Raw genomic sequence first — 21488 nt, 5'->3', positions numbered from 1 at the left:
CTCAACGCGGCACCGCCGGGGAGGAGGCCCCGCCGGCCAGTCGCCGCGGGGTGCCCGTGCCGTCGGCGGGCACCGACCAGACTGCTCCCCCGTACCCGTACGCGAGGGTCTTCGGGTCCGTCCACAGCGCCTGGTCGTCGATGCCGCGCCGCTCGGCGACGGGGTGCTCCCGTCCGGTGCCCAGGTCGAGGACGTACAGCCGCCACGGCTCGCGCGGACCCTCGGACACCCGCTTCTTGAAGGCGATCCGGGTCCCGTCCGGGGAGAGCGAGGGGCATTCGACGTTCTCGCGCAGGGCCCGGGCGGACCAGTTCCGCATGTCTCCCTCGACGAGACGGGTGCGGCCGCCCGTCGAGACGGTGGCGTAGAAGCGGTTGTCGTCCGCGGCGAAGGTGACGCCCCAGTAGTTGACGTCGGGGGCGTGGTGGCGGCGGCCGTCGAGGGTGAGCGGGATCTGCTCGATGTTCTTCACCAGGTAGCCGGTGCGCAGGTCGAGGATCGAGGTGCGGGTGGAGAAGGCCGAGCGCGCGTACGAGTCGCCGGTGGCGAACATCGTCCAGGACAGCATGCGTCCCGAGGCGGAGACCCTGGCCCGGCTGGGGATGCCCGGCAGGCTCATGCGGCGGACCTCGCGGAGCCGCTCGTCGAGCACGAGGACGTACGAGCGGGCCGGGACTCCGGGGCGCCGCTGGAGGCAGAGGGCGGTGGAACCGGCCGCGTGGAAGCGGTCGCAGGAGGGCCCGCCGGCCACCCGGCCACCGGGCGCGGCCGGGTCCACGCGCGCGACGCGCCCGCTCGCGGCGTCCCGGACGTAGAGCGCCCCGGCGCCGCCGCCGAGGGTGAAGCCGGGGTCCGCGGCCCCGGTGGCGGCGGCCCGCCCGGAGGCGACCCGCAGGGTGTAGGCGGTGGCTCCGCCGCCGAGCAGCAGGAGGGCGAGGACGAGGATCCCCACACGCGCGCGCGTGGAGGCGGCGATGGTCATGTCGTGGTCCTTTCGGGGATCGGCCCGTACGGCAGCAGACGGGCGGCGCAGCACAGGGCCGCCGCGAGGGCCAGGAGCGCGGCCACGAGGGCCGTCCCCGGTCCGCTCGCCGTCCAGACGGCACCGAAGGCGACGGCGGCGCCGAGCCGGGCGAGCGCCTGCGCGGTCTGGACGACCGCGAGGCCGCCGGCCTGCCGTCCCTCGGCGAGGAACGGTCCGGTGAGGGCCATCAGGACGCCGTCGGTGGTGGCGTAGAAGACCCCGAGCAGCACGAGGACGCCCACGAGGGCGACCGCCCCGGGCACGGGGGCCAGGAGCAGTCCGTAGGCGAGGAGCAGGGCCCCGTGTCCGTGGAGGAACGGGCGGCGGCGGCCGAACCGGTCGGCGAGGCGGCCTGCCGGGACGGCGAGCAGCAGATAGACGCCGGCCGCGCCGAGCGGCAGGAACGGGAACCAGGTGACGTCGAGTTCGAGACGTCGCTGGAGCAGCAGGTAGAGGAAGGAGTCGCCGACGGTGGCGGCGCCGAGGAGCGCGGCGCAGGCCACGATCCGGCGGTACGCGGGGGAGCGCAGGTCCGCGAGGAGCCCGCCACGCGCGCTTGGCGCCGCCGGGGCCTTCGGCCGCGCGTCCCGGACGTCCGGGGTGTCCCGTACGCGTCCGGGGACGAAGAGCAGCCAGAGCAGCACGCCGAACGCGCCGACGCAGAAGCTGACGGCGAAGACCGCCTCGTACGTCTCGGCCGTCGCCCACAGCAGCGCGAAGGCGGCGAGGGGGCCGAGGAGGGCGCCGGTGGTGTCCATGGCGCGATGGGTGCCGAAGGCGCGCCCCAGGTCCTCGGGCGGGCTGTGCAGGGTGATGAGCGCGTCGCGCGGGGCGGTGCGGACGCCCTTGCCCAGTTTGTCGGCGGCGAGCGCTCCGGCGATCCCGCCGGTCGCCCCGCCGGCGAGGAGGAGGCCGAGCCGGGAGCAGGCGGAGAGGGCGTAGCCGAGTCCGCCGATCTGTTTGTGGCGGCCGCCGCGGTCGGCGGTGGCGCCGCCGAGGAGCCGTACGAGCGCGGTGGCGCCGGTGGAGAGGCCGTCGAGGAGCCCGAACTGGAGCGGGGAGAGGCCGAGTCCGAGGACCAGGTAGAGCGGCAGGACGGCCGTCACCATCTCCGAGGAGACGTCGGTGACGAGGCTGACCGCGCCGAGGGCGAGGACGGTGCCGGGGACGCGCCGCCGGGCCCCGGTGGGGCGGGGCGGCGCGTCGCGGCGACCGGTGGTCGCGAGGTACATCAGTGGCAGGTGTAGGTCGGGCCGGAGTCCTTGACCTGGTCGTCGGTGCCGACGTACTGCCAGGTGTAGGTGGTGTCGGTGAGGTCCAGCTTCAGGACGCCGTACGGTCCGCTGATCCGCTTCTGGCTGTTCGGCTGGACGGTCTCGATGTCGTAGGGCTCGGCGCCGCCCATGCCGCCGACGATCTCCACGATGCCGTCGGCGGTGGCCCGCCCGTTCGGGTCCTGCGGGGCGAAGCGCTCGTAGTGGTGGTCGTGTCCGTTGAGGACGAGGTCGGCCTTGGCCCCGTAAAGGATCTGCCAGACGGGCTTGGAGACGGGGTCGTTGCCGTGGCCGCCGGAGGAGTAGAGCGGGTGGTGGAAGTAGGCGGCGAGGCAGCCCTTGGTGTTGCGCGCGAGGTCGTCCTTGAGCCACTGGATCTGCGCGGCGTCGTCGAAGGAGTTGGAGTCGAGGGCGACGAAGTGCCAGTTGCCCTGGTCGTAGCTGTAGTACGGCTTGCCCTGCGGGTAGGCGATGGCGCCGAAGTACGACTTGTAGCCGGCGAGCGGGCCGGCCGGGTCGTAGGTCTCGTGGTTGCCGGGCACGGGCCGGGTCTTCGCCTTGAAGACGCCCCAGCTCTTGTCGTAGTAGTTCCGGAAGTCGGAGAGCAGGGCGTCGTCGTACTGGTTGTCGCCCATCGTCAGGTAGAAGGACGGCGCGATCCGCTGGGCGAGGGCGGCCGTCTTCGGGTGGGCGCAGGAGCTGCTGGAGGCGGTGCACTGGGCGGCGATGTCACCGGCCGCGACGACGGTGAAGGCGCCGGTGGGCGGGGGCGTGGTGGAGGTGGTGCCGTAGACCTCCACCGTGAAGAGCGAGTAGCCGTACGAGGTGCCGCGCGCGGTCCCGTAGACGCGCAGGTAGCGGCCGGTGCCGGTGAGTCCGGTCCAGTCGTCCGTGGCGCCGTTGCCCGCGGTCTCGGTGGCGAGCCGGGTCCAGGTGGTGCCGTCGGCGGAGATCTCGACGCGGTAGGCCTTGGCGTAGGCGGCCTCCCAGACGAGCTTGACGCGGGAGACGGTGGCCGAGGGGCCGAGGTCGACGCGGATCCACTGCGGGTCGGAGCCTTCGGCGCTGGCCCAGCGGGTGGTGGAGTTGCCGTCGAAGGCCTTCTCCGGGCCGAAGGTGCTGTCCTCGACGGAGGAGGAGGTGGCCGGCCTGCCCTGGGATATCAGGGTGTCGGCGGCGGCGCCGGCCCGGTCGGGCAGGGCGAGCAGGAGTCCGCCGACGAGCAGCAGCACGGCGGCGAGGACGAGGGGCAGTCGGTCGGTGGTGCGGCGAGGTGGGGCGGAGACGGACAGGCGCATACCTGGGCTCCCTGGCCTGAGGGGTCGGCGAGAGCTGGACACCGGTGCGGGGGCACCTCGGCCGTGCCGGGCGGCACGGACCGGGCCGCCCGTGCCGCATGGTGGTGCGGGCACGGGCGACCTGCCGGGCGGCGATTCGGGCGCCGCACGGCGGGGTGGTGCTCGGCGGCCGGGTCAGAGCTCTCACTGAGCGCGTCACGCCCCTTGGAGTGGGGCGCCGCGCCGAGCCGCTGCCGGGGAGAATAGCGGATAGGAAGGTTTCCTACCAGACTCCCGACTCCCCCTCGCCCGCGCCGAGTTCAGGGGGTCCGGACCGTCTCCGTCAGGCCTCAGAGGCTGATGTGGTACGCCTTGCGCAGGGTCTCGTGCACGGTCCAGGTCGTCCGGTCGCCCTCCCGCAGCACGCACGCGTCACCGGGACCGATCTCCAGGGTGTCGCCACCCTCGACCGCGACCGTCGCGCGCCCGGAGACCACCACGAAGAGCTCGTTGGCCTCGGTGTCGGTGACGACACCGGGCGTGATCTGCCAGATGCCGCGCAGCTGCTTGCCGTCGGCCGACTCCCACAGCACCTTGCCCGTCACCTCGGGCGTGCCGGAAACGATCTGGCCGGGGTCGAGGGGCTCGGCCTCGAGCTCCGCGTCGGGGATGTGCACGGCGAAGGAAGGCTGGTCATGAGTCGTCATGGGCGGTGACTGTAGCCGGGTCCCGAAGGCCTTCCCAGGCCGGGACCGGCTGGAACAACAGCCTCCGTTTCGGCTCCCACCAGGCGCGATGCCGAGGAGCCGCGGCGGCGACGAAATCCGCACCGGCCCTCCGGCGCGGCGTTCCAAGGGCGCCGCCGCCGTCCCCGCCGGGTCCGCCCGGCGGCCCGTCACGGATTCCGCAGGCGCCTTCCGCGGGTGGCGGGAGATCGCCGACGAGGTTTGCGGGCCCGGCGATCGCGCCAAGGAATGGGACATGTCCACACTGGTGTCCGAAGAGGTACGGGAGGCGCTCCACGAGGGCCGGCCCGTCGTCGCGCTGGAATCGACGCTCATCGCCCACGGCCTGCCGCGCCCGCGCAACCTCGCCGTGGCGGCGGAGCTGGAGGAGTCGGTACGGGCCGGGGGCGCCGTCCCCGCCACGATCGCGGTGATCGACGGCACGGCCAGGATCGGCCTCGACCGGGCGGCCCTGACCCGGATCGCCGAGGACCCGTCGGTGCGGAAGCTGGGCCACCGCGACCTGGCCCCCGCCCTGGCGACCGGGACGACCGGGGCCACGACGGTCTCGGCGACGGCCTGGCTGGCGGACGCGGCCGGCATACGGGTGTTCGCGACGGGCGGGCTCGGCGGTGTGCACCGCGAGTGGAGCGAGACCCAGGACGAGTCCGCCGACCTGCGGCTGCTCGCCCGGGTCGGGATCACCGTGGTGTGCGCCGGGGTCAAGTCGATCCTCGACGTGCCCGCGACGCTCCAGCGCCTGGAGACCCTCGGGGTGACGGTGGTCGGATACGGCACGGAGCACTTCCCCGGCTTCTACCTCTCCTCCTCGGGCGAGCCGGTCGACTGGACCCTGCGCACCCCGGAGGAGGTGGCGGGGGTGATACGCGCGCGGGACGGTCTCGACGGTCCCCGGGCCGCGCTCGTCGTGGCGAACCCGGTTCCGGTGGCCGAGCAGTTGGATCCCGCGCTGCACGACCGGGTGCTGGCGCGGGGCCTCGCGGCGGCGAAGGAGAAGGGGATCACCGGTCAGGCGGTGACGCCCTTCCTCCTCGAATACCTGATGGTGCACACCGAAGGAGCGTCCCTGGAGGCCAACCTCGCGGCGGTACGGGGCAATGTGCGGCTCGCGGCGAGCATCGCGGGGGCCTACGCGTCGAGGACCGGGCCCGGCGGTGCGGCAGCTCCGGTCGCGCGCGGCGCCGGGGCGGGCGAGGCGTCGGCGCCCGGCGCCGACGGCCGGTGACCCGGGCCGGGGGCGCGCTGCTCGTCGTCGGCGACGTGGTCACGGACGTCGTCGCCCGGCACCGGAGCCCGCTCTCTCCCGCCACGGACACGGCGGCGGAGATCCGGACCCTCCCGGGCGGCGCCGGGGCCAACGCGGCCTGCTGGGCGGTGCGTTCCGGCGCGAGCGAGGTGCGGCTGCTCAGCCGGGTGGGGACGGACGCGGCCGACTGGCACGAGCGGGCGCTGCGGAGGGCGGGCGTGCGCCCCCTGCTCGTCCCGGACGCGGACGCGGCGACGGCCACCGTGATCGCGCTCGTGGACGGCTCGACGGAGCGCACCTTCCTGACGGACAGCGGGGCCGCGTTGCGCCTCTCCCCCGCCGACTGGTCCGCGGGACTGCTCGACGGCGTGGCCCGGCTGCACCTCTCGGGGTATCTGTTCTTCGCGGCGACGAGCCGCGAGACGGCCTGCCGGGCGTTGCGGGACGCGCGGGACGCGGGGGTCCCGGTGAGTGTGGACCCGGCCTCCGCCGGGTTCCTGGCGGAGCTGGGCGCGGACCGGTTCCTCGCGGCGGCCGAGGGCGCCGAGACCCTGCTGCCCAACGCCGACGAGGCCCGGGCACTCACCGGTCGCGGCGAACCGGAGTCGGCGGCCGCCGAGTTGAGCCGGCGTTTCCCGCTGGTCGTGGTCACGCTCGGGGCCTCGGGCGCGCTGGTCGCCGAGGGCGGCGCGGTCACCGCGCGGGTGGCGGCGCCCCCGGTGCGGCCGGTGGACTCGACGGGCGCGGGCGACGCGTTCACCGGGGCGTTCCTGGCGGCGCGGCTCGCGGGCGCGGGCGCGGTGCGGGCCGCCGGGGCGGGCTGCCGCGCGGGCGCGGAGGCGGTCACCGTCGTGGGCGGCAGACCCGCGGACGGCCGGGCCGACGGCTGACGGCCGATGACCGACGACCGACGACCGACGGCTGACGGCTGACGGCTGACGGCTGACGGCTGACGGCTGACGGCACAGGCGGGCGCTACGTCCGCAGTCCCGTCCAGGCCGGGTGGCGCGGGTCGTCGGCGCGGACGACGGCGTCCGCCGACTCGGCGGGGCCGACCTCCGTCTCGTACCGGGCGAAGGCGGGCAGTGTCCAGGACTCCTCGGTGCGCCGGGCGAGGGCCGCGGGCGAGAGGCGCAGGTGCACGCTGAGGTCGAAGGGGAACCAGTGGCCGAGCAGGAAGGGTCCGTGCAGCACGAGCACCCCGCGCGGCGGGAGCGTGACGTACGGGCTGCGGGTCGCCCGGTCCGCGACCGGGTCCCACAGGTCGGGCAGCACGCGCCCGGTGCCGCCGGGTTCCAGCGGGCCGAAGACCTCCCGCCACAGGGCCCCGGTGTCGGTCCACCCGCTGTAGTACGCGTCGGGGTCCTGCTTGCCGTACTCGTAGCGGAGGGAAGCGGGTCGCAGGAAGCCGCCGGTGCTCACGACGTGGACCGCTCGCCCGCGCGTGCGCAGCGCCTCGGCGAGGAGCCCGGCGAGCTCGCCCCCGGGCGCGGCGGGCGGCCCGTCGACGGCCACCTTGAGCCAGGCGTCGCCCGCCGCGGCACCGGACGCGTCGAGGTGGCCGGCGAGCGTCTCCGCCAGCCGGGCCCAGGTGATCGCCTCGTATCGCATGCCGCTCATCCTGCCCGCCCCTCCCCCTGACGTGTACCGGCCGACACCTCCGCACTACGGTGACCTGGCCGCGCGACCGCACGGCAGTCACGGAGGAGAGGACTCGCGATGGACCGGCGCCGGGAAGCACTGTCCTACGGGACCACGGAGGCGACGACGCCCTTCGGCCTCGGGCTGCACCATGTGCAGCTCTCCCTGCCGCCGGGCGAGGAGGAGGTGTGCCGCCGATTCTACGTGGACGTGCTCGGCATGACCGAGATCCGGAAGCCGCCGGTCCTCGCGGCGCGCGGCGGACTGTGGGTGCGCTCGGACGCGCTGGAGATCCACCTGGGCGTCGAGGAGGACTTCCGTCCGTCCCGCAAGGGGCACCCGGGCATCCTGGTCGCCGACCTCGACGGCCTGGCCGAACGGCTGACGGGGCTGGGGGTCGAGGTGACGTGGGACGGCAACTTCCCCGACCACCGGCGCTTCTACGTCGCGGACTGCCACGGGAACCGCCTCGAGTTCCTCTGCCCGGAGAGCTGATCCCGCGTCACGGCTTGACCTTGTCACTGGCGTCACGGTCCGACGATCGGTCCATGGACACCACCACACCCACCAGGGTCGTCGTCGTCACCGGCGCGGGCACCGGCATCGGCCGGGCCACCGCCCGCTCCTTCGCCGCGCGGGGGGCCACGGTCGTCGCCGTCGGCCGCCGCGAAGGACCCCTGCGGGAGACCGCCGAGGGGCACCCGGGCATCCACCCGTTCCCCGCCGACATCACGACGGAGGGCGCGGCCGAGGAGATCGTCCGCAGCACGCTGACGGTCCACGGCCGCCTCGACGTCCTCGTCAACAACGCCGGGATCTCCGCCGGCGGCCCGCTGGGCACCCTCGACCGTTCCGTGATCGCCCCGCTCCTGGAGACGAACCTCGTCGCCCCCGTCCTGCTCACCCAGGCGGCCGTCCCCGCGCTCCGGGAGTCCCGGGGCGTCGTGGTGAACGTGACGACGACGATCGGTCAGCGCGGCTGGCCCGCGAACTCCGTCTACCCGGCGGCCAAGAGCGCCCTGGAGACCCTGACCCGCTGCTGGGCGGTGGAGCTCGCGCCGGCCGGCGTCCGGGTCGTGGCGGTCGCGCCCGGTGCGATCGAGACCCCGATCGCCGAGCACATGGGCCTCACTCCCGAGCAGCGGGAGGCGGTGCGGGCGTGGCAGCTCGCGCACACCCCGCTCGGCCGGATCGGCCGGCCCGAGGAGGTGGCCTGGGCGATCACCTCGCTCGCCGCCCCGGACGCCGCCTTCCTGACCGGCACCGTCCTGCCCGTCGACGGGGGCGCGCTGGTCGCGTGATACGACTGCGCGAGGAGGTGGCGTCCTTGCGCATCGGTGAACTGGCCCGGCGGACCGGGGTATCGGCCCGCGCGCTGCGGCACTACGAGCAGGCGGGACTGATCGCGTCGGTCCGCGCGGCCAACGGGTACCGGGTGTACGAGGAGGTCGCGGTCGCGCGGGTGTCGAACATCCGGTACCTGCTGGACGCGGGGTTCACGCTGGACGACGTGTCCCCGTTCCGCGACTGCCTGGACGGGGACGTCTCCGCGGTCCCGCCGTCCGCCCGCGCCCTGGAGATCGCCCGCGAGCGGCTCGCCGTGATCGACGCGCGGATCGCGGCGCAGACGGCGGCCCGCGACCGGCTGGCGAAGGCCCTGGCCGCGCGGTCCTCCTGAGCGTCGACGCCCCGACGGCCGGGGCGGCCACGGATCAGGCCGGCGCGGCAGCCCGCTCCGGTCGTTCGAGCGCGGCGCGGCCCGCCCCGACCGCCTCGCTCAGCGTCAGTTCCCCCGCGGCGAGGGCCCGGCAGGTCGCCGCGTCCGTCCGCAGCCGGGCGTCGGGGGCGTCCACTCCGCCGTCCCCGTAGGACACGCTCCCGTCGGCCCCGAGCCGTACGTGGAACTCGCCCTCGTCGAGGGTCACCTGGACGAGCCCCGCGCCGAGCTCCGTGAGCGCCCCGAGGAGCGGGATCGCGTACCAGTGGGCGCGGACGGCGTCGGTGGGCCGCGGCTCTCCGAGGTCGGGTGCCCCCCAGGAGGCGAGGGTGCGCAGCACGGGCAGCAGGTCACGCCCGCGCGGGGTGAGCTCGTACACGTACGCCGAGGCGGGCGGGGGCAGCCGGCGCCGGGTGACGAGCTCGGCGCCCTCCATGTCCTTGAGGCGGCCGGCGAGCATGTCGGTGCTGACGCCGGGCAGATCGGCGTGGAGGTCGGTGTAGCGGCGCGGCCCGGCGAGGAGTTCGCGGACGACGAGCAGGGTCCAGCGGTCGCCGACGAGGTCGAGGGCGCGCGCGGCGGCGCAGTGCTGGTCGTAGCTGCGGCGGCGTTGCTGACGTGGCATGCGACGCAGTCTAGACATGTTGTTGGACTTTCCAAGCTCGAACTTGGTAAAACCAAGCAACACTGATTCCGGGGACCTGGGGAGGTCGGACATGGAGTTCCGGCAGTCGAGCAAGCTGAACGAGGTCTGCTACGAGATCCGCGGCCCGGTGATCGAGCACGCCAACGCGCTGGAGGAGGCGGGCCACAGCGTCCTGCGCCTCAACACCGGCAATCCGGCGCTCTTCGGCTTCGAGGCGCCCGAGGAGATCGTCCAGGACATGATCCGGATGCTCCCCAAGGCCCACGGCTACACCGACTCGCGCGGCATCCTCTCCGCCCGGCGCGCGGTCGCCCAGCGCTACCAGTCCATGGGCCTGCCGGACGTGGACGTCGACGACATCTTCCTCGGCAACGGCGTGTCCGAGCTGATCTCGATGGCCGTCCAGGCCCTCCTGGAGGACGGGGACGAGGTCCTCGTCCCCGCCCCGGACTATCCCTTGTGGACCGCGGTGATCACGCTCGCGGGCGGCAGGCCCGTGCACTACCTGTGCGACGAGTCCGCCGACTGGTACCCGGACCTCGACGACATGGCCTCGAAGATCACCGACCGCACCAAGGCCATCGTCGTCATCAACCCCAACAACCCCACGGGCGCGGTCTATCCGAAGGAGGTCCTGGAGGGCATCTTCGCACTCGCCCGGCGCCACGGCCTGATGGTCTTCGCCGACGAGATCTACGACCAGATCGTCTACGACGAGGTCGTCCACCACCCGGCCGCCACCCTCGCCCCCGACCTGGTCGTCCTCACCTTCGGCGGGCTCTCCAAGACCTACCGGGTCGCGGGCTTCCGCTCCGGCTGGCTGGTCGTCACCGGCCCGAAGCAGCACGCGAGGAACTACCTGGAGGGCCTCATGATGCTGGCCTCCATGCGCCTCTGCCCCAACGCCCCCGCCCAGTACGCCATCCAGGCCGCGCTCGGCGGCCGGCAGTCGATCCACGAGCTGTGCGCGCCGGGCGGCCGGCTGCGCGAACAGCGCGACCGGGCCTGGGAGAAGCTCAACGAGATCCCGGGCGTCTCCTGCGTGAAGCCGAAGGGCGCCCTGTACGCCTTCCCGCGCCTCGACCCCGCCGTGCACAAGATCCACGACGACGAGAGGTTCGTCCTCGACCTGCTGCTGCGGGAGAAGATCCAGGTCGTGCAGGGCACCGGCTTCAACTGGCCGCGCCCGGACCACTTCCGCATCCTGACCCTGCCGTACGCCGACGACCTCGACGCCGCGATCAGCCGCATCGGCCGCTTCCTGAGCGGCTACCGGCAGTGACGTCCGGCCCCCTCTCCTGTCATGATCTACGGGTCTGAACGCCGAGGGAAACGGGAGGGCGGCCGGTCATGGATGCGGCGCTGATAGCCGTGGCGGGAACACTGTTGGGCGTCATCTTCACGCACTGGTTCCAGGGTCGGGCCACCGAGCGCACCGCCACGCTCGCCCGCACCGAACAGCTCCGGCAGGAACGCATCGCGACCTACAGCGCCTTCGCGGGCGCGGTCGTCGACTACCGGCACAGCCAGAACGACCGCTGGTTCCGGGCGCTCCAGCAGCCCGGCTCGGAGGAGGCGGAGGAGTCCCGGCACGCCTCCTACCGGCAGCGCACCGCCGCCCGGCAGGCCCTCTTCCGCGTCCAACTCGTCTGTGACGACCCGGAGGTCCGACGGCTGGCCGAGGCCGCCTTCGTGGATTCCCACTGCATGCACGAGGCGGTCGACGAGGCGGACCGCGCCCGCCGCTCGGAGCAGGCGAAGGAGGCACTCGCCGTGTTCATCGCCGCCGCCGCACCCGGCGTGCGCTGAGCGGGGAACGGCCGTGGACCTCGTCGCACCCGTCGTCGTCGAACCGCTCCGGCGCCGCCGCTGCTCGGAATGCCACCAGGGGCCGCTGGAGCGGATGATCGTCGAGTTCAACGCACCGGTCTGCCTGGACTGCGCCGATCTCGGCCATCTGGTCTTCCTGCGCCGGGGGGACACGGCGCTGACCCGCCGCGCCCGGGAGGCCAGCACGCTCTGGGCCGTGGTCGTACGGCACAACCGGCGCCGCACCCGGTACGAGCGGCAGGGCCTGCTCGTCGAGGAGGCCGCGCTCGCCGAGGCGGAACGGGCCTGCCTGGCGGACGGGGAGGCGCGGGCCGCGCGGCGGGCCCGCGACGCGGTGCGGCGCGCGGCCCGCGACGCCGAGATCACCGAGGTCCTCCTGGCGGAGATCCTGCGGCTCTTCCCGTCCTGCCCGGTGGACCGGGCGACGGAGATCGCCGTCCACGCCTCGGCGAAGGGCAGCGGACGGGTGGGGCGCACGGCCGCGGGCCGCTCGCTCGACCGCGGCGCGGTCACCGCCGCGGTACGAGCCTCCGTACGACACGTCGACACGCCGTACGACTCCCTGCTGATGCACGGGATTCCCCGGCACCAGGCCCGGACGAGGGTCGCGCCCGCCATCGAGGCGGTGCTCCTGACCTGGCGTCGGGACGGCGGAGCCACGAGCGGCCGGGGACGCGGCTGACGGCTCGGGCGTCAGCCCCGTCGGCCGGCCGCGAGGGGCGGAGCCTCAGGCCTGGTCGCCGGTGCGGCGTCCGCGGCGGTACAGCAGGGCGCCGCCGAGGAGCAGCGCCGCACTCGCGGGAGCGGCGTAGCCCATGGCGTCCGAACCCGTGGCGGCCAGCGAGGCCGTGCTCGTCTCACCCTGCGGCGCGGGAGCCGGGGGGACGACCGGGGTCTCGGTCTCGGCCTGCGGCACCGGCACGTTCCGCACGGGGGTCTGGGGGCGCGGCGTCGGCTTCTCGATCGGCTGCGCGGGCTTGGCCGGGCCGTTCACCGCGGTGTTGCCGATGGCCGGGTTGGCGATGCCGACCACGTTGACCGAGTTCCCGCTGACGTTCACGGGGAGGTCGATGGGCAGCTGGATGCCGTTCCCGGAGAGCACGCCGGGGGATCCCTCGGCGTGGGTCTCGGCGGTGGACCCGCCGCCGTTGGAGGAGCCGCCCCCGTGGGAGCCGCCGTGAGAGCCGCCCCCGTGCGAGCCGCCGGCCTGCTCCCCGCCGCGCGGGGTGCCGGGCTCGTCCTTGTGGGTGCGGCCGCCGCCGTCCTCGTCCCCGTAGCCCCCGGTCTCGTGCCGGGCGGAGTGGTTGGCACAGCTGTTGCCCGCGGCCGGGTTGAGCAGCCCGACGACATTGACCGTGTTGCCGCAGACGTTGACCGGCACGTGCACCGGGAGCTGAAGCGTGTTGCCGGAACCGACTCCCGGCGAACCGACCGCGGCGCCCTGCGCACCGGCGTCGGCGTGCGCGGCGCCCGCCGAGAGGGCGAGTGCTCCACCCGTGACCAACAGTGTGGCCAGACCACTTCGGCGAATCTGCCTCATGGCTTCCTGCCTTCCGGAGGTGTACACGGGCAAGTGCCCGTACCGGAATCAACGCGACAAACGTGCGTGCCGGATCCGGCCGTTGACGGGTTTCACTCCATCGAGTGGGACTCCGTTCGAGTGCCGGGTCAACACCCGTCCACCCGCGCAACCCCCTGCAGGGCGCCCCGACGCCAGGTCGGCCCGCCGTCGCCGGTCCCGCCCGTCAACCCCCGTCAACGCCCCAGGAGATCGGTGAGGGCGCCGACCGGGTCCGGGTCGGGGGCCCCGCGCGGCCACCAGTCCTCGCGGCCGGCGTCCGACTCGTACCCGTACCAGAGGCCGTCCCGGCCGAGCCGGAGCTGGAGGGACTCCCCGGAGAGCCGGTTGCGCCAGGGGCGGAGCGCCGGGAAGTCGGCGGCGAGCAGCGCGGGTCTCGCCCGGTCGAACGGTCCGGCCGGCGGATCCCAGGGCTCTTCGAGGACCGCGAGGCCCGCCGCCCCGCCCTGGCGCCAGGCGGCGACGGCGCGGGCGAGGTCCGTGGGGGTGCGGTCGAGGGCGTACGCCAGGTCGCGGTAGAGCGCGCGCGACGAGGCGGTGAGTCCGGAGCCGGGGTGCGCGGCGGCCAGCCGGACGGCGTCCTGCCAGGGGGTGAGCGCGGCGACCGGGTCGTGGCCGGTGGCGAGGAACGCGTGGGCGCGGGCGGCGGCCTCGGTGGCGAGGAGGTCGAGGGCGAGCGGGTCGGGGGCGTCCGGGTCCGGCGGGAAGACGGCCGGCCGGCCCGGCCGGTCCGGCACCGGCAGCTCGGGCGGCAGCGGCGGGAGCCCGGCGCCGGTGGCCGCGCCGAGCGCGATGCGGGCGGGGACCGTGGGCATCGGCGGGGCGGCGGCGCCCGTCTCGGCGGCGGCCTGGGCGGCGTTGCGCCGGGTGAGTTCGGCCAGGAGCTCCTGCTCCCCGCGGCCGCGCATCAGGAAGAGGACGAACGGGTCCTCGTCGAGGAGGCGGGCGGCCTGGTAGCAGAGGGCGGCGGCGTGCTTGCAGGGGTAGCCGTCGTCCGGGCAGGAGCAGTCGGGGACGAGGTCGCCCGCCGCGGGCAGCAGTCCGGTGACCGCCTCCAGGGCGTGCGGCACGTCCTTGTCGAGGAGGGCGGCGATGTGGTCGGGGCGGGCGGCGGCCTCGTCGAGGAACCGCTCCCAGCCGTCGTCGCCGAGGGTCCGCATCCTGATCTCGGTGCGGTACGGGCGGGGCCGGCTGCCGTGGACGTAGGCGACGACCCGGCCGGGGGTGACCGTGATCGCGTCGACGTGACCGCGCCCCGCGTACGCCTTGCCGCGCGCGAGACGGGCCGGGTCGAGGGCGGTGTCCTCCAGGGCCGCGACCCAGGCGTTCCCCCACCAGGTGGCGGCGAACCGGCCGTCGGGGGCCGAGCGCGGCGCGACCTGCGGGAAGCTGCGGCGGCGGTCGTCGTGGCGGGGGGCGGCACCCCGAGCGCCCCGTGTGCCCCGTGCGTGGTTCACGAGGGCCTCCTCAGGGACACCAGATCGGCGAGCTCCCGGTCGGTGAGCTCGGTGAGGGCGGCCTCGCCGGAGCCGAGGACGGCGTCGGCCAGGGCCCGCTTGGCACGGAGCATCTCGGCGATGCGGTCCTCCACGGTCCCCTCGGCCATGAGCCGGTGGACCTGCACCGGCTGGGTCTGCCCGATGCGGTAGGCCCGGTCGGTGGCCTGCTCCTCGACGGCCGGGTTCCACCAGCGGTCGTAGTGGACGACGTGGCCGGCCCGGGTGAGGTTGAGTCCGGTGCCCGCGGCCTTCAGGGAGAGCAGGAAGACGGGGACCTCGCCGGCCTGGAAGCGGTCGACCATCCGCTCCCGCTCGGCCACCGGGGTGCCGCCGTGGAGGAGTTGGGCCGGGATGCCCCGCGCGGCCAGGTGGTCGGCGAGGAGCCGCGCCATCGACACGTACTGGGTGAAGACGAGCACGGCCCCGTCCTCGGCGAGGATCGTGTCGAGGAGCTCGTCGAGCAGGGCGAGCTTTCCGGACCGGCCGGCGAGCCGCGCGGTGCCACTGCCGCGCGGTGCCTGCTCCTTGAGGTACTGCGCGGGGTGGTTGCAGATCTGCTTGAGGGAGGTCAGCAGGCTCATGACGAGGCCCCGGCGGGCCATGCCCTCGGCGCCCTCGATCCGCGTCATGGTCTCGCGGACGACCGCCTCGTAGAGCGAGGCCTGCTCCCGGGTGAGGGCGACGGGGTGGTCGGACTCCGTCTTCGGCGGCAGCTCGGGAACGATGCCGGGGTCGGACTTGCGGCGGCGCAGCAGGAAGGGCCGCACGAGCCGGGCGAGCCGCTCGACGGCCTCCTCGTGCTCGATCTCCTCGTGGTTCTCCACGGCCCGGGCGTGACGGGAGCGGAAGGCCTTGAGCGGGCCGAGGAGGCCGGGGGTGGTCCAGTCGAGGAGCGCCCAGAGCTCGGAGAGGTTGTTCTCCACGGGAGTGCCGGTGAGGGCGACCCTGGCGGGTGCGGGGATCTCGCGCAGCGCCTTGGCGGTCGCGGAGAACGGGTTCTTGACGTGCTGCGCCTCGTCGGCGACGACCATCCCCCACTCCCGCGCGGCCAGTCGGGCGGCGCTGGTGCGCAGGGTGCCGTACGTGGTGAGGACGAAGCCGCCCTCGGTGCCGTCGAGGTCCCGCTCGGTGCCGTGGAAGCGGCGGACGGGCACGTCCGGGGCGAACCTGCGCACCTCCCGCTGCCAGTTGCCGAGGAGGGAGGCCGGGCAGACGACGAGGGTGGGGGCGCGGCGGGCACGGCGCAGGTGGAGGGCGATGAGGGTGACGGTCTTGCCGAGGCCCATGTCGTCGGCGAGACAGCCGCCGAGGCCGAGCGAGGTCATGAGGTCCAGCCAGGCGAGGCCCCTGAGCTGGTAGTCGCGCAGGGTGGCGGTGAGGCCGGGCGGGGCCTGCACGTCCTCGGGTCCGGCCAGGAGCCGGTCGCGGAGCGCGGCGAGGGCCCCGACGGGGACGGCGGGGACGGACTCGCCGTCCACCTCGGCGGTGCCGGTGAGCGCGGCGGCGAGGGCGTCGACCGGTTCGAGCAGACCGAGTTCGCGCTTGCGCGCCTTGCGGACGAGGGCGGGGTCGACGACCACCCACTGGTCGCGGAGGCGCACGATGGGCCGGTGGGCCTCGGCCAGGAGGTCCATCTCGCGCTCGGTGAGCGGATCGCCGTCGAGGGCCAGCTGCCAGTTGAACCGCAGGAGCTCCTCGCTGTCGAAGAAGGAGGTGCCGTCGGTGGCGGAGCCGGGCGCGGCGTGGGCGGGGCGGACGACGGCCGAGGCGCTGAGCGAGCGGGCGAGCTCGCGGGGCCAGTGGAGGGCGACTCCGGCGTCGGCGAGCCGGGCGGCGGCCGGGCCGAGCAGTTCGTACAGCTCGTCCTCGGTGACGGCGAGGACGTCGGGCACGTCCCGCTCGAGGAGCCGGGAGAGCGGGGGCCAGACGCGGGCGGCCCGGCGCAGGGCGAGGACGGCGTCGATCCGGGCGCGGGGCCCGAAGTGGTCTCCGTCCCCCGCCCACAGCTCCGCGGCGTCGATGACCAGGGTCGGGTCGGCGAGGCTGTGGATCTGGAGGAGCGCGGCGGCGGCGTGCCGCTCCCCGCCGGCCCCTTCGCCCGCGCCCGCGTACCCCGTGCCCGCGTGTCCCGTGGTGCCGGCGGAGTCCGCGGTGTCGAAGAGTTCGTACGGCGACAGGTCCAGGCGGAGCGAGACCCGCACCCCCGCGTCCATCCCGGCCGCCGCCTCGGCGGCCCAGGCCCGCGCGCGGGGCAGGTGCTGCGGGGCGCGCGCCGCGAACGGGGCGCCGACCGCGTGGGCGGCGGCCGGCGTGCGGGGCAGGAGGTCGGCGACCGCGTCCAGGAAGGCACGCACCAGTGCCTCGGGCTCGGGCAGCCGCAGCGGACCGCGCCCCGGCACGGGCACCGCGAACCCCTCGTACGGCAGGGCGGCGGCGACGGCCCGCAGATGGGCGATGTCCTCGGCGTCCAGGGGTCCGGCCCGCCAGGCGTCCAGGTCGTCGGCGGTCAGCCCCGGCAGCATCCGGCCGCGCGCCGCGAGGTGCAGGGCGTGCAGGGCGGCGGCGCCCCAGCAGGCGGTGGCCGGGTGGGCGGCCGGGTGGTGGCGGGCCGCGACGAGATGCGGCAGGGCGGCCTCGACGGGCAGGGTCACGGCGGGCACGGCACGGCCCCGGGCACCGCTCCCGTGGCGCCGGGCCACGGTCAGCTCGACCCGCTCCGCCCCGCTCGCCACGGGCTCCGGCAGCGCTCCGCCGTCGGGGGCCCAGAAGGCGACCCGGCCGTCACGAGGAAGGGCGGCCGGCAGGAAGACGGCGGCGCTGGTCATCCAGGTGTGTGCCACGGCTCCGCTCTCCTCCCGCTGTCCGGCGTTCCCGACTGGACCTCCGACCTTACGGGTGGGGTCTGACAACGGGCGCCGGGCGGTTCCCCCGGGCGGCCCAACAACGGATGACAGCGGTCCCCGCGGGCGGGATGGTGGCCTGAAGAGACACGAGAGAAGAGGATCCGCCATGTCCGTTCGCCGGCGTCTCACGACCGCCACCGGGGCCGTGCTGCTCACTCTCGCCGTCGCCGGCTGCTCGGGCCTCGGCCGCACCAGCGTGGGCACGATCAAGTACGAGACGGAGCGTGAGCTCCTGGTGAGCGTGACCAGCCCCTCCGTGAACGGCTGCCACCGCCTGGCCCCCTCGGGCGTGACCAAGGTCCAGAACAATTCCCTGGACGACATCATCATGTACCGGACCCGCAACTGTGACGGTCCGAACCCCATCTACGTTCCCACCAACTCCGCGAACTGGATCGCCCCGGACACCCTGCCCTGGCGCAGTTACAGCGTCGTGCACTGAGCGGCCGCCCGGGCCTCCCGGCAGCCGTTCCGTTTCCCCCGCCCGGGGTCCATGCTGGAAGTGACCTCGGGGGCCCCGAGGGGAGATGCGACCGTCATGCGGACCGGGAACGAGCCGGCGAACGCGCGCAGTGCTCTGCGCCTGCGGTTCTGGCTGAGCATGTGGGGGCTGCTCTGGGCCGCCTTCGGCACGACCGTGTTCTCCCTGGTGGGACGCCCCGGCTGGGCGGCGGCCTGCGGCGTGCTGTTCCTGGTGGTCGTCGTCGACCTGACCGTGGTGCTCCACCACATCCACCAGGGCCCGCACTGGCAGCCGGGCCGGAGCATCCCGCCGTACGAACCCGATCACGGCGGTACGCGACGCTGAACGCCCCTGCGCCGGCCCCGCTCAGTTCCGGGTGTCGAACCCCGCCGCCCGGAGGTACTCCGGCTTCGGGTCGAGGGCGGCGGCCAGCCGGAAGTGCCGCATGGCCTGGGCGGTCTGCCCGGAGCGCTCGAAGGTGCGGCCCAGCGCGAAGTGGGCGAAGGCGTTGTCCGGCTCGCGCTCCAGGACCAGCTCGAACTCCAGCTGCGCGGGACGGAGCTGCGCGGCGGCGAAGAAGGCCCGGGCCCGCAGCAGGCGCGCGGCCGTGTTCTCGGGATGGGCGGCGATCACCGAGTCCAGCAGCTTCACGGCCCCACGAGGGTCCCGCGCGGCCAGGAGATGCTCGGCGGCGCGGAAGTCGATGACGTGCGTTTCCGGGTTGCTGTCGGCCACGATGGCATCCTTCCCCTCGATCCGGTGGTTGAACACCGGACCTGCGGGCGGCATTCCGCCACGGCGCGGCGCCAGGCCCCGCGAGCCCGGCACGGTCCGAAAGTCAGGCCTGGGCGTCCCCGCCGGCAGCCCGGGCGCGGCGCTCCAGTTCCTCCCAGACCTTGCGGACCTGGGGCTCGAGCGCGTCGAGCGGTCCGTCGTTGTCGATCACCAGGTCGGCGACGGCCAGCCGCTTCGCGCGCGTGGCCTGGGCCGCCATCCGGGCCTCGGCCTCGGACGCGGCCATCCCCCGGAGCCGTACCAGCCGGTCGAGCTGGGTCTCCGGGGACGCGTCGACGACCACGACCAGGTCGTACAGCGGCGCGAGCCCGTTCTCGGCGAGCAGGGGTACGTCGTGGACGACGACGTCTCCGGCGCCCGCGTGGCTCTCCAGCTCCGCCGACCGGGCGCCGACCAGCGGGTGCACGATGGCGTTGAGGGTGGCCAGCCGGTCGGCGTCGGCGAACACGATCGAGCCGAGCTTGGGCCGGTCCAGCGTCCCGTCCGCGGTGAGGACGCCGTCCCCGAAGGCCGCCACGACGGCGGCGAGCCCCGGGGTCCCGGGCTCCACGACCTCGCGCGCGATCCGGTCCGCGTCGATCAGCACGGCTCCGTACGAGACGAGCAGCCGTGACACTTCGCTCTTGCCGGCGCCGATCCCGCCGGTCAGGCCCACCTTCAGCATGAGCGGCAGCTTAGGGCCTGCCCCGGCGGGGCTAGGCGTCGCCCTCCCGCTCCGCGAGGAAGCGCTCGAACTCGCGGCCCAGCTCGTCGGCCGACGGCAGGTCGACCGGCTCGGCGACCAGGCTGCCGCGCGTCTCGGCGCCGGCCGCCGCGTCGTACTGGTGCTCAAGCCCCTGCACCAGCGCCACCAGCTCCTCGTCGCCCTCGCCGATCTGGCGGTCGATCTCGGTCTGGGTGCGTCGGGCCTCGGTCCGCAGGGAGTGGGCGACGCCCGGGAGGACGAGGCCCGTGGCGGCGGTGACGGCCTCCAGGGCGGTCAGGGCCGCGTCCGGGTACGGGGACCGGGCCACGTAGTGCGGGACGTGGGCGGCGACGCCGAGGGTGTCGTGGCCGGCTTCGCTGAGCCGGTACTCGATGAGGGACTCGGCGCTGCCGGGCACCTGGGCCTCGTCGAAGGGGCTGCGGTGGCCCGGCATGAGGTCGGTGCGGCTGCCGTGCGGGGTGAGGCCGACCGGGCGGGTGTGCGGCACGCCCATGGGGATGCCGTGGAAGTTGACGGAGAGGCGCACGCCGAGGCGCTCGACGATCTGCCGGACGGCGACGGCGAACCGCTCCCACTCCACGTCCGGCTCGGGGCCGGAGAGGACGAGGAAGGGCGCGCCGGTGGCGTCCTGCACGAGGCGGACCTCGATGGACGGCGTCTCGTACGCGGACCAGCGGTCGCGCCGGAAGGTCAGCAGCGGGCGGCGGGCGCGGTAGTCCACGAGCCGGTCGTGGTCGAAGCGGGCCACCAGCTGGTGCGGGAGGGTGTCGAGCAGCCGGTCGACGATCTGCTCGCCGGTCTCGCCCGCGTCGATGTAGCCGTCGAAGTGGTAGAGCATGACCAGCCCCGCCGACTCCTGCGCCAGGGCCAGGTCGACGACGGCCACACCCTTCGGGTCCCATTCGTACAAATCCTGGGGATCAAGCACGATTACCGCTCCTCCTCGTGTTCTCTCTGGGAACGCCTCGCGCGGCACGACCATTCCCGCGGGTCGCGCGATCTTCGGGCGGAGCAGCGGGTGAACTGCGGCCACTGGTCCAGACCTTGACATGACCACAGGCCCTCCCTACCGTCTCGGGACAGGCATCGCGTTCAGTATTTCGACCACTGTGCACATACCGGAACACTCCCGCCCTGTCCGCCGTCCGGAAGGCATCCCCATGCGCACCCGAACGCTGCTCCTCCCCCTGCTCCCGGCGCTCCTCGCCGTCCCCCTCGTCACCACACCGGCCTCCGCGGCCACCGTCGAGGTCTCCACCGCCGCCCAGCTCAAGACGGCGCTCACCAACGCCAGACCCGGCGACACGATCCACCTCGCGGACGGCACGTACACCGGCAACTTCAAGGCCACCACCCCGGGCACCGCCTCGGCCCGGATCACCCTGACCGGCTCCTCGCGCGCGGTGCTCACCGCTGGCGGCGGCTACGGGCTGCACCTCAACGGCGCCTCGTACTGGACGGTCGAGGGGATCACCGTGACCGGCGGCCAGAAGGGGATCATGGCGGACACCGCGAACGGCGTGGTGATCGACGGGGTGACCGTGCACGGCCTGGACATGGAGGGCGTGCACTTCCGCAACTCCAGCAGGAACGGCGTCCTCAGGAACTCGCGGATCTACGACACCGGGAACGACGGCCGGGGCATGGGCGAGGGGGTGTACGTCGGCACCGCCGGCAACCTCTCCGACCGGAGCGACGGCGCGCAGATCCTGAACAACGCCATCGGGCCGGACGTCGGCGGCGAGAGCGTGGACATCAAGGAGGGCACGACCGGGGCGAGGATCGTCGGCAACACCTTCGACGGGCGCGGGCTGACCGGCGCCAACTACGACGACTCCTGGGTCGACGTGAAGGGCAACGGCGTCCTCGTGGCGGACAACACCGGCGTGAACACGACGAACAACGGCTTCGAGACCCACACCCAACAGAGCGGCTGGGGCTGCGGGACGGTCTTCCGGGGCAACCGCTCGGATCTGAGGGGCTCGACCGGGGCTCAGCGGCTCGCGATCAACGTCACCAACCAGAGCGGCGGCTGCACGACCACCGTGTACGCCTCGAACACGGTGACCGGCGGGAACGGTCTGACGAACGTCGCCGTCACGCCCTGAACCCGGCCGGGGCGACGGTCCCGGACATGACCGA

At 74.4% G+C, this 21488-nt stretch carries 23 protein-coding genes; 11 read left to right on the top strand and 12 right to left on the bottom strand.

Annotated elements, in window-relative coordinates; genetic code table 11:
* Window position 1: 1 nt before the first annotated feature.
* The 4 genes from IE237_RS14840 to IE237_RS14825 all read right to left on the bottom strand — a co-directional run bounded on the left by IE237_RS14840 (window position 2) and on the right by IE237_RS14825 (window position 4282).
* Entirely contained in the window at window positions 2-982 is a 981-nt protein-coding gene (locus IE237_RS14840; protein WP_189802376.1) for a TolB family protein, read from the bottom strand.
* The gene (locus IE237_RS14835) at window positions 979-2256 is read right to left on the bottom strand and encodes an MFS transporter (protein WP_189802375.1); all 1278 of its coding nucleotides are present in this window, start codon (window positions 2254-2256) and stop codon (window positions 979-981) included. The genes IE237_RS14840 and IE237_RS14835 overlap by 4 nt, the downstream gene beginning before the upstream one ends.
* Window positions 2256-3596: a discoidin domain-containing protein gene (locus tag IE237_RS14830; RefSeq protein WP_189802374.1), complete on the bottom strand. Its 1341-nt coding sequence runs from the start codon at window positions 3594-3596 to the stop codon at window positions 2256-2258. The genes IE237_RS14835 and IE237_RS14830 overlap by 1 nt, the downstream gene beginning before the upstream one ends.
* Window positions 3597-3925: 329 nt before the next feature.
* A complete protein-coding gene (locus IE237_RS14825; protein ID WP_189802373.1) occupies window positions 3926-4282 on the bottom strand; it encodes a cupin domain-containing protein in 357 nt (118 codons plus the stop codon).
* A gap of 274 nt (window positions 4283-4556) precedes the next feature.
* Between IE237_RS14825 and IE237_RS14820 the strand changes: the two genes are divergently transcribed.
* Both IE237_RS14820 and IE237_RS14815 read left to right on the top strand, forming a co-directional pair.
* Complete coding sequence (locus tag IE237_RS14820; protein WP_189802372.1) at window positions 4557-5546, top strand: pseudouridine-5'-phosphate glycosidase; 990 nt, start codon at window positions 4557-4559, stop codon at window positions 5544-5546.
* Window positions 5543-6457 carry a carbohydrate kinase family protein gene (locus IE237_RS14815; protein ID WP_189802371.1) on the top strand — a complete coding sequence of 305 codons (915 nt, stop codon included), beginning with the start codon at window positions 5543-5545 and terminating at the stop codon, window positions 6455-6457. Before IE237_RS14820 ends, IE237_RS14815 begins: the two co-directional genes overlap by 4 nt.
* Before the next feature lie 85 nt (window positions 6458-6542).
* Here the strand turns inward: IE237_RS14815 and IE237_RS14810 are convergent, their stop codons facing one another.
* Window positions 6543-7178 carry a nucleoside/nucleotide kinase family protein gene (locus tag IE237_RS14810; protein ID WP_189802587.1) on the bottom strand — a complete coding sequence of 212 codons (636 nt, stop codon included), beginning with the start codon at window positions 7176-7178 and terminating at the stop codon, window positions 6543-6545.
* Between the two features lie 108 nt (window positions 7179-7286).
* On the opposite strand from IE237_RS14810, the gene IE237_RS14805 reads away from it, so the two are divergent.
* The 3 genes from IE237_RS14805 to IE237_RS14795 are packed head-to-tail and all read left to right on the top strand — an operon-like array spanning window position 7287 to window position 8886.
* A complete protein-coding gene (locus IE237_RS14805) occupies window positions 7287-7703 on the top strand; it encodes a VOC family protein (protein WP_189802370.1) in 417 nt (138 codons plus the stop codon).
* A 53-nt stretch (window positions 7704-7756) separates the two neighbouring features.
* The gene (locus IE237_RS14800; protein WP_189802369.1) at window positions 7757-8509 is read left to right on the top strand and encodes an SDR family NAD(P)-dependent oxidoreductase; all 753 of its coding nucleotides are present in this window, start codon (window positions 7757-7759) and stop codon (window positions 8507-8509) included.
* 26 nt (window positions 8510-8535) lie between these two features.
* Window positions 8536-8886: a MerR family transcriptional regulator gene (locus IE237_RS14795; protein ID WP_189802368.1), complete on the top strand. Its 351-nt coding sequence runs from the start codon at window positions 8536-8538 to the stop codon at window positions 8884-8886.
* Between the two features lie 34 nt (window positions 8887-8920).
* On the opposite strand, the gene IE237_RS14790 is transcribed toward IE237_RS14795, so the two are convergent.
* Window positions 8921-9550, bottom strand: a complete 630-nt coding sequence (locus tag IE237_RS14790) for a winged helix-turn-helix transcriptional regulator (protein ID WP_189802367.1) — start codon at window positions 9548-9550, stop codon at window positions 8921-8923.
* 91 nt (window positions 9551-9641) lie between these two features.
* Here IE237_RS14790 and IE237_RS14785 point away from each other — a divergent pair, with 91 nt between their 5' ends.
* The 3 genes from IE237_RS14785 (at window position 9642) to IE237_RS14775 (ending at window position 12083) form a co-directional block, all read left to right on the top strand.
* Window positions 9642-10853, top strand: coding sequence for a pyridoxal phosphate-dependent aminotransferase (locus tag IE237_RS14785; RefSeq protein WP_189802366.1), 1212 nt, complete (start codon window positions 9642-9644; stop codon window positions 10851-10853).
* A 68-nt stretch (window positions 10854-10921) separates the two neighbouring features.
* Window positions 10922-11380 (top strand): plasmid transfer protein KilB, encoded by a 459-nt coding sequence (gene kilB, locus IE237_RS14780; protein WP_189802365.1) that lies wholly within the window; start codon window positions 10922-10924, stop codon window positions 11378-11380.
* Between the two features lie 13 nt (window positions 11381-11393).
* A complete protein-coding gene (locus tag IE237_RS14775; protein ID WP_189802364.1) occupies window positions 11394-12083 on the top strand; it encodes a DUF2293 domain-containing protein in 690 nt (229 codons plus the stop codon).
* Between the two features lie 45 nt (window positions 12084-12128).
* Here IE237_RS14775 and IE237_RS41505 read toward each other — a convergent pair whose 3' ends face one another.
* The 3 genes from IE237_RS41505 to IE237_RS14760 form a co-directional block, all read right to left on the bottom strand.
* Window positions 12129-12941 (bottom strand): chaplin, encoded by an 813-nt coding sequence (locus IE237_RS41505; protein WP_189802363.1) that lies wholly within the window; start codon window positions 12939-12941, stop codon window positions 12129-12131.
* Between the two features lie 215 nt (window positions 12942-13156).
* Entirely contained in the window at window positions 13157-14437 is a 1281-nt protein-coding gene (locus IE237_RS14765) for an SWIM zinc finger family protein (RefSeq protein ID WP_189802362.1), read from the bottom strand.
* Complete coding sequence (locus tag IE237_RS14760; RefSeq protein WP_189802586.1) at window positions 14434-17304, bottom strand: SCO1167/SCO6262 family helicase; 2871 nt, start codon at window positions 17302-17304, stop codon at window positions 14434-14436. The genes IE237_RS14765 and IE237_RS14760 overlap by 4 nt, the downstream gene beginning before the upstream one ends.
* Before the next feature lie 184 nt (window positions 17305-17488).
* On the opposite strand from IE237_RS14760, the gene IE237_RS14755 reads away from it, so the two are divergent.
* On the top strand, window positions 17489-17824 hold the full coding sequence (locus IE237_RS14755; protein WP_189802361.1) for a hypothetical protein: 336 nt from the start codon (window positions 17489-17491) through the stop codon (window positions 17822-17824).
* Between the two features lie 96 nt (window positions 17825-17920).
* Window positions 17921-18190: a DUF6343 family protein gene (locus tag IE237_RS14750; RefSeq protein WP_189802360.1), complete on the top strand. Its 270-nt coding sequence runs from the start codon at window positions 17921-17923 to the stop codon at window positions 18188-18190.
* 21 nt (window positions 18191-18211) lie between these two features.
* On the opposite strand, the gene IE237_RS14745 is transcribed toward IE237_RS14750, so the two are convergent.
* The 3 genes from IE237_RS14745 to IE237_RS14735 all read right to left on the bottom strand — a co-directional run bounded on the left by IE237_RS14745 (window position 18212) and on the right by IE237_RS14735 (window position 20274).
* On the bottom strand, window positions 18212-18580 hold the full coding sequence (locus tag IE237_RS14745) for a tetratricopeptide repeat protein (protein ID WP_189802359.1): 369 nt from the start codon (window positions 18578-18580) through the stop codon (window positions 18212-18214).
* A 103-nt stretch (window positions 18581-18683) separates the two neighbouring features.
* A complete protein-coding gene (gene coaE, locus IE237_RS14740; protein WP_189802358.1) occupies window positions 18684-19304 on the bottom strand; it encodes a dephospho-CoA kinase in 621 nt (206 codons plus the stop codon).
* Window positions 19305-19335: 31 nt separating this feature from the next.
* On the bottom strand, window positions 19336-20274 hold the full coding sequence (locus IE237_RS14735) for a PAC2 family protein (protein WP_189802357.1): 939 nt from the start codon (window positions 20272-20274) through the stop codon (window positions 19336-19338).
* A gap of 232 nt (window positions 20275-20506) precedes the next feature.
* On the opposite strand from IE237_RS14735, the gene IE237_RS14730 reads away from it, so the two are divergent.
* Window positions 20507-21454, top strand: coding sequence for a right-handed parallel beta-helix repeat-containing protein (locus IE237_RS14730; RefSeq protein ID WP_189802356.1), 948 nt, complete (start codon window positions 20507-20509; stop codon window positions 21452-21454).
* Window positions 21455-21488 lie beyond the last annotated feature (34 nt).

Source organism: Streptomyces tanashiensis, from assembly GCF_014648895.1.
Taxonomy (GTDB): Bacteria; Actinomycetota; Actinomycetes; order Streptomycetales; family Streptomycetaceae; genus Streptomyces; species Streptomyces tanashiensis.
The sequence above is the reverse complement of the archived record's forward strand: the minus strand, read 5'-3'. Positions and strand labels throughout refer to the sequence as shown.

Coding starts and splice junctions, on each gene's coding strand:
- IE237_RS14840 (WP_189802376.1), bottom strand. CDS start 982: ATGACCATCGCCGCCTCCACGCGCGCGCGTGTGGGGATCCTCGTCCTC.
- IE237_RS14835 (WP_189802375.1), bottom strand. CDS start 2,256: ATGTACCTCGCGACCACCGGTCGCCGCGACGCGCCGCCCCGCCCCACC.
- IE237_RS14830 (WP_189802374.1), bottom strand. CDS start 3,596: ATGCGCCTGTCCGTCTCCGCCCCACCTCGCCGCACCACCGACCGACTG.
- IE237_RS14825 (WP_189802373.1), bottom strand. CDS start 4,282: ATGACGACTCATGACCAGCCTTCCTTCGCCGTGCACATCCCCGACGCG.
- IE237_RS14820 (WP_189802372.1), top strand. CDS start 4,557: ATGTCCACACTGGTGTCCGAAGAGGTACGGGAGGCGCTCCACGAGGGC.
- IE237_RS14810 (WP_189802587.1), bottom strand. CDS start 7,178: ATGCGATACGAGGCGATCACCTGGGCCCGGCTGGCGGAGACGCTCGCC.
- IE237_RS14805 (WP_189802370.1), top strand. CDS start 7,287: ATGGACCGGCGCCGGGAAGCACTGTCCTACGGGACCACGGAGGCGACG.
- IE237_RS14800 (WP_189802369.1), top strand. CDS start 7,757: ATGGACACCACCACACCCACCAGGGTCGTCGTCGTCACCGGCGCGGGC.
- IE237_RS14790 (WP_189802367.1), bottom strand. CDS start 9,550: ATGCCACGTCAGCAACGCCGCCGCAGCTACGACCAGCACTGCGCCGCC.
- IE237_RS14785 (WP_189802366.1), top strand. CDS start 9,642: ATGGAGTTCCGGCAGTCGAGCAAGCTGAACGAGGTCTGCTACGAGATC.
- kilB (WP_189802365.1), top strand. CDS start 10,922: ATGGATGCGGCGCTGATAGCCGTGGCGGGAACACTGTTGGGCGTCATC.
- IE237_RS41505 (WP_189802363.1), bottom strand. CDS start 12,941: ATGAGGCAGATTCGCCGAAGTGGTCTGGCCACACTGTTGGTCACGGGT.
- IE237_RS14760 (WP_189802586.1), bottom strand. CDS start 17,304: ATGACCAGCGCCGCCGTCTTCCTGCCGGCCGCCCTTCCTCGTGACGGC.
- IE237_RS14755 (WP_189802361.1), top strand. CDS start 17,489: ATGTCCGTTCGCCGGCGTCTCACGACCGCCACCGGGGCCGTGCTGCTC.
- IE237_RS14750 (WP_189802360.1), top strand. CDS start 17,921: ATGCGGACCGGGAACGAGCCGGCGAACGCGCGCAGTGCTCTGCGCCTG.
- coaE (WP_189802358.1), bottom strand. CDS start 19,304: ATGCTGAAGGTGGGCCTGACCGGCGGGATCGGCGCCGGCAAGAGCGAA.
- IE237_RS14730 (WP_189802356.1), top strand. CDS start 20,507: ATGCGCACCCGAACGCTGCTCCTCCCCCTGCTCCCGGCGCTCCTCGCC.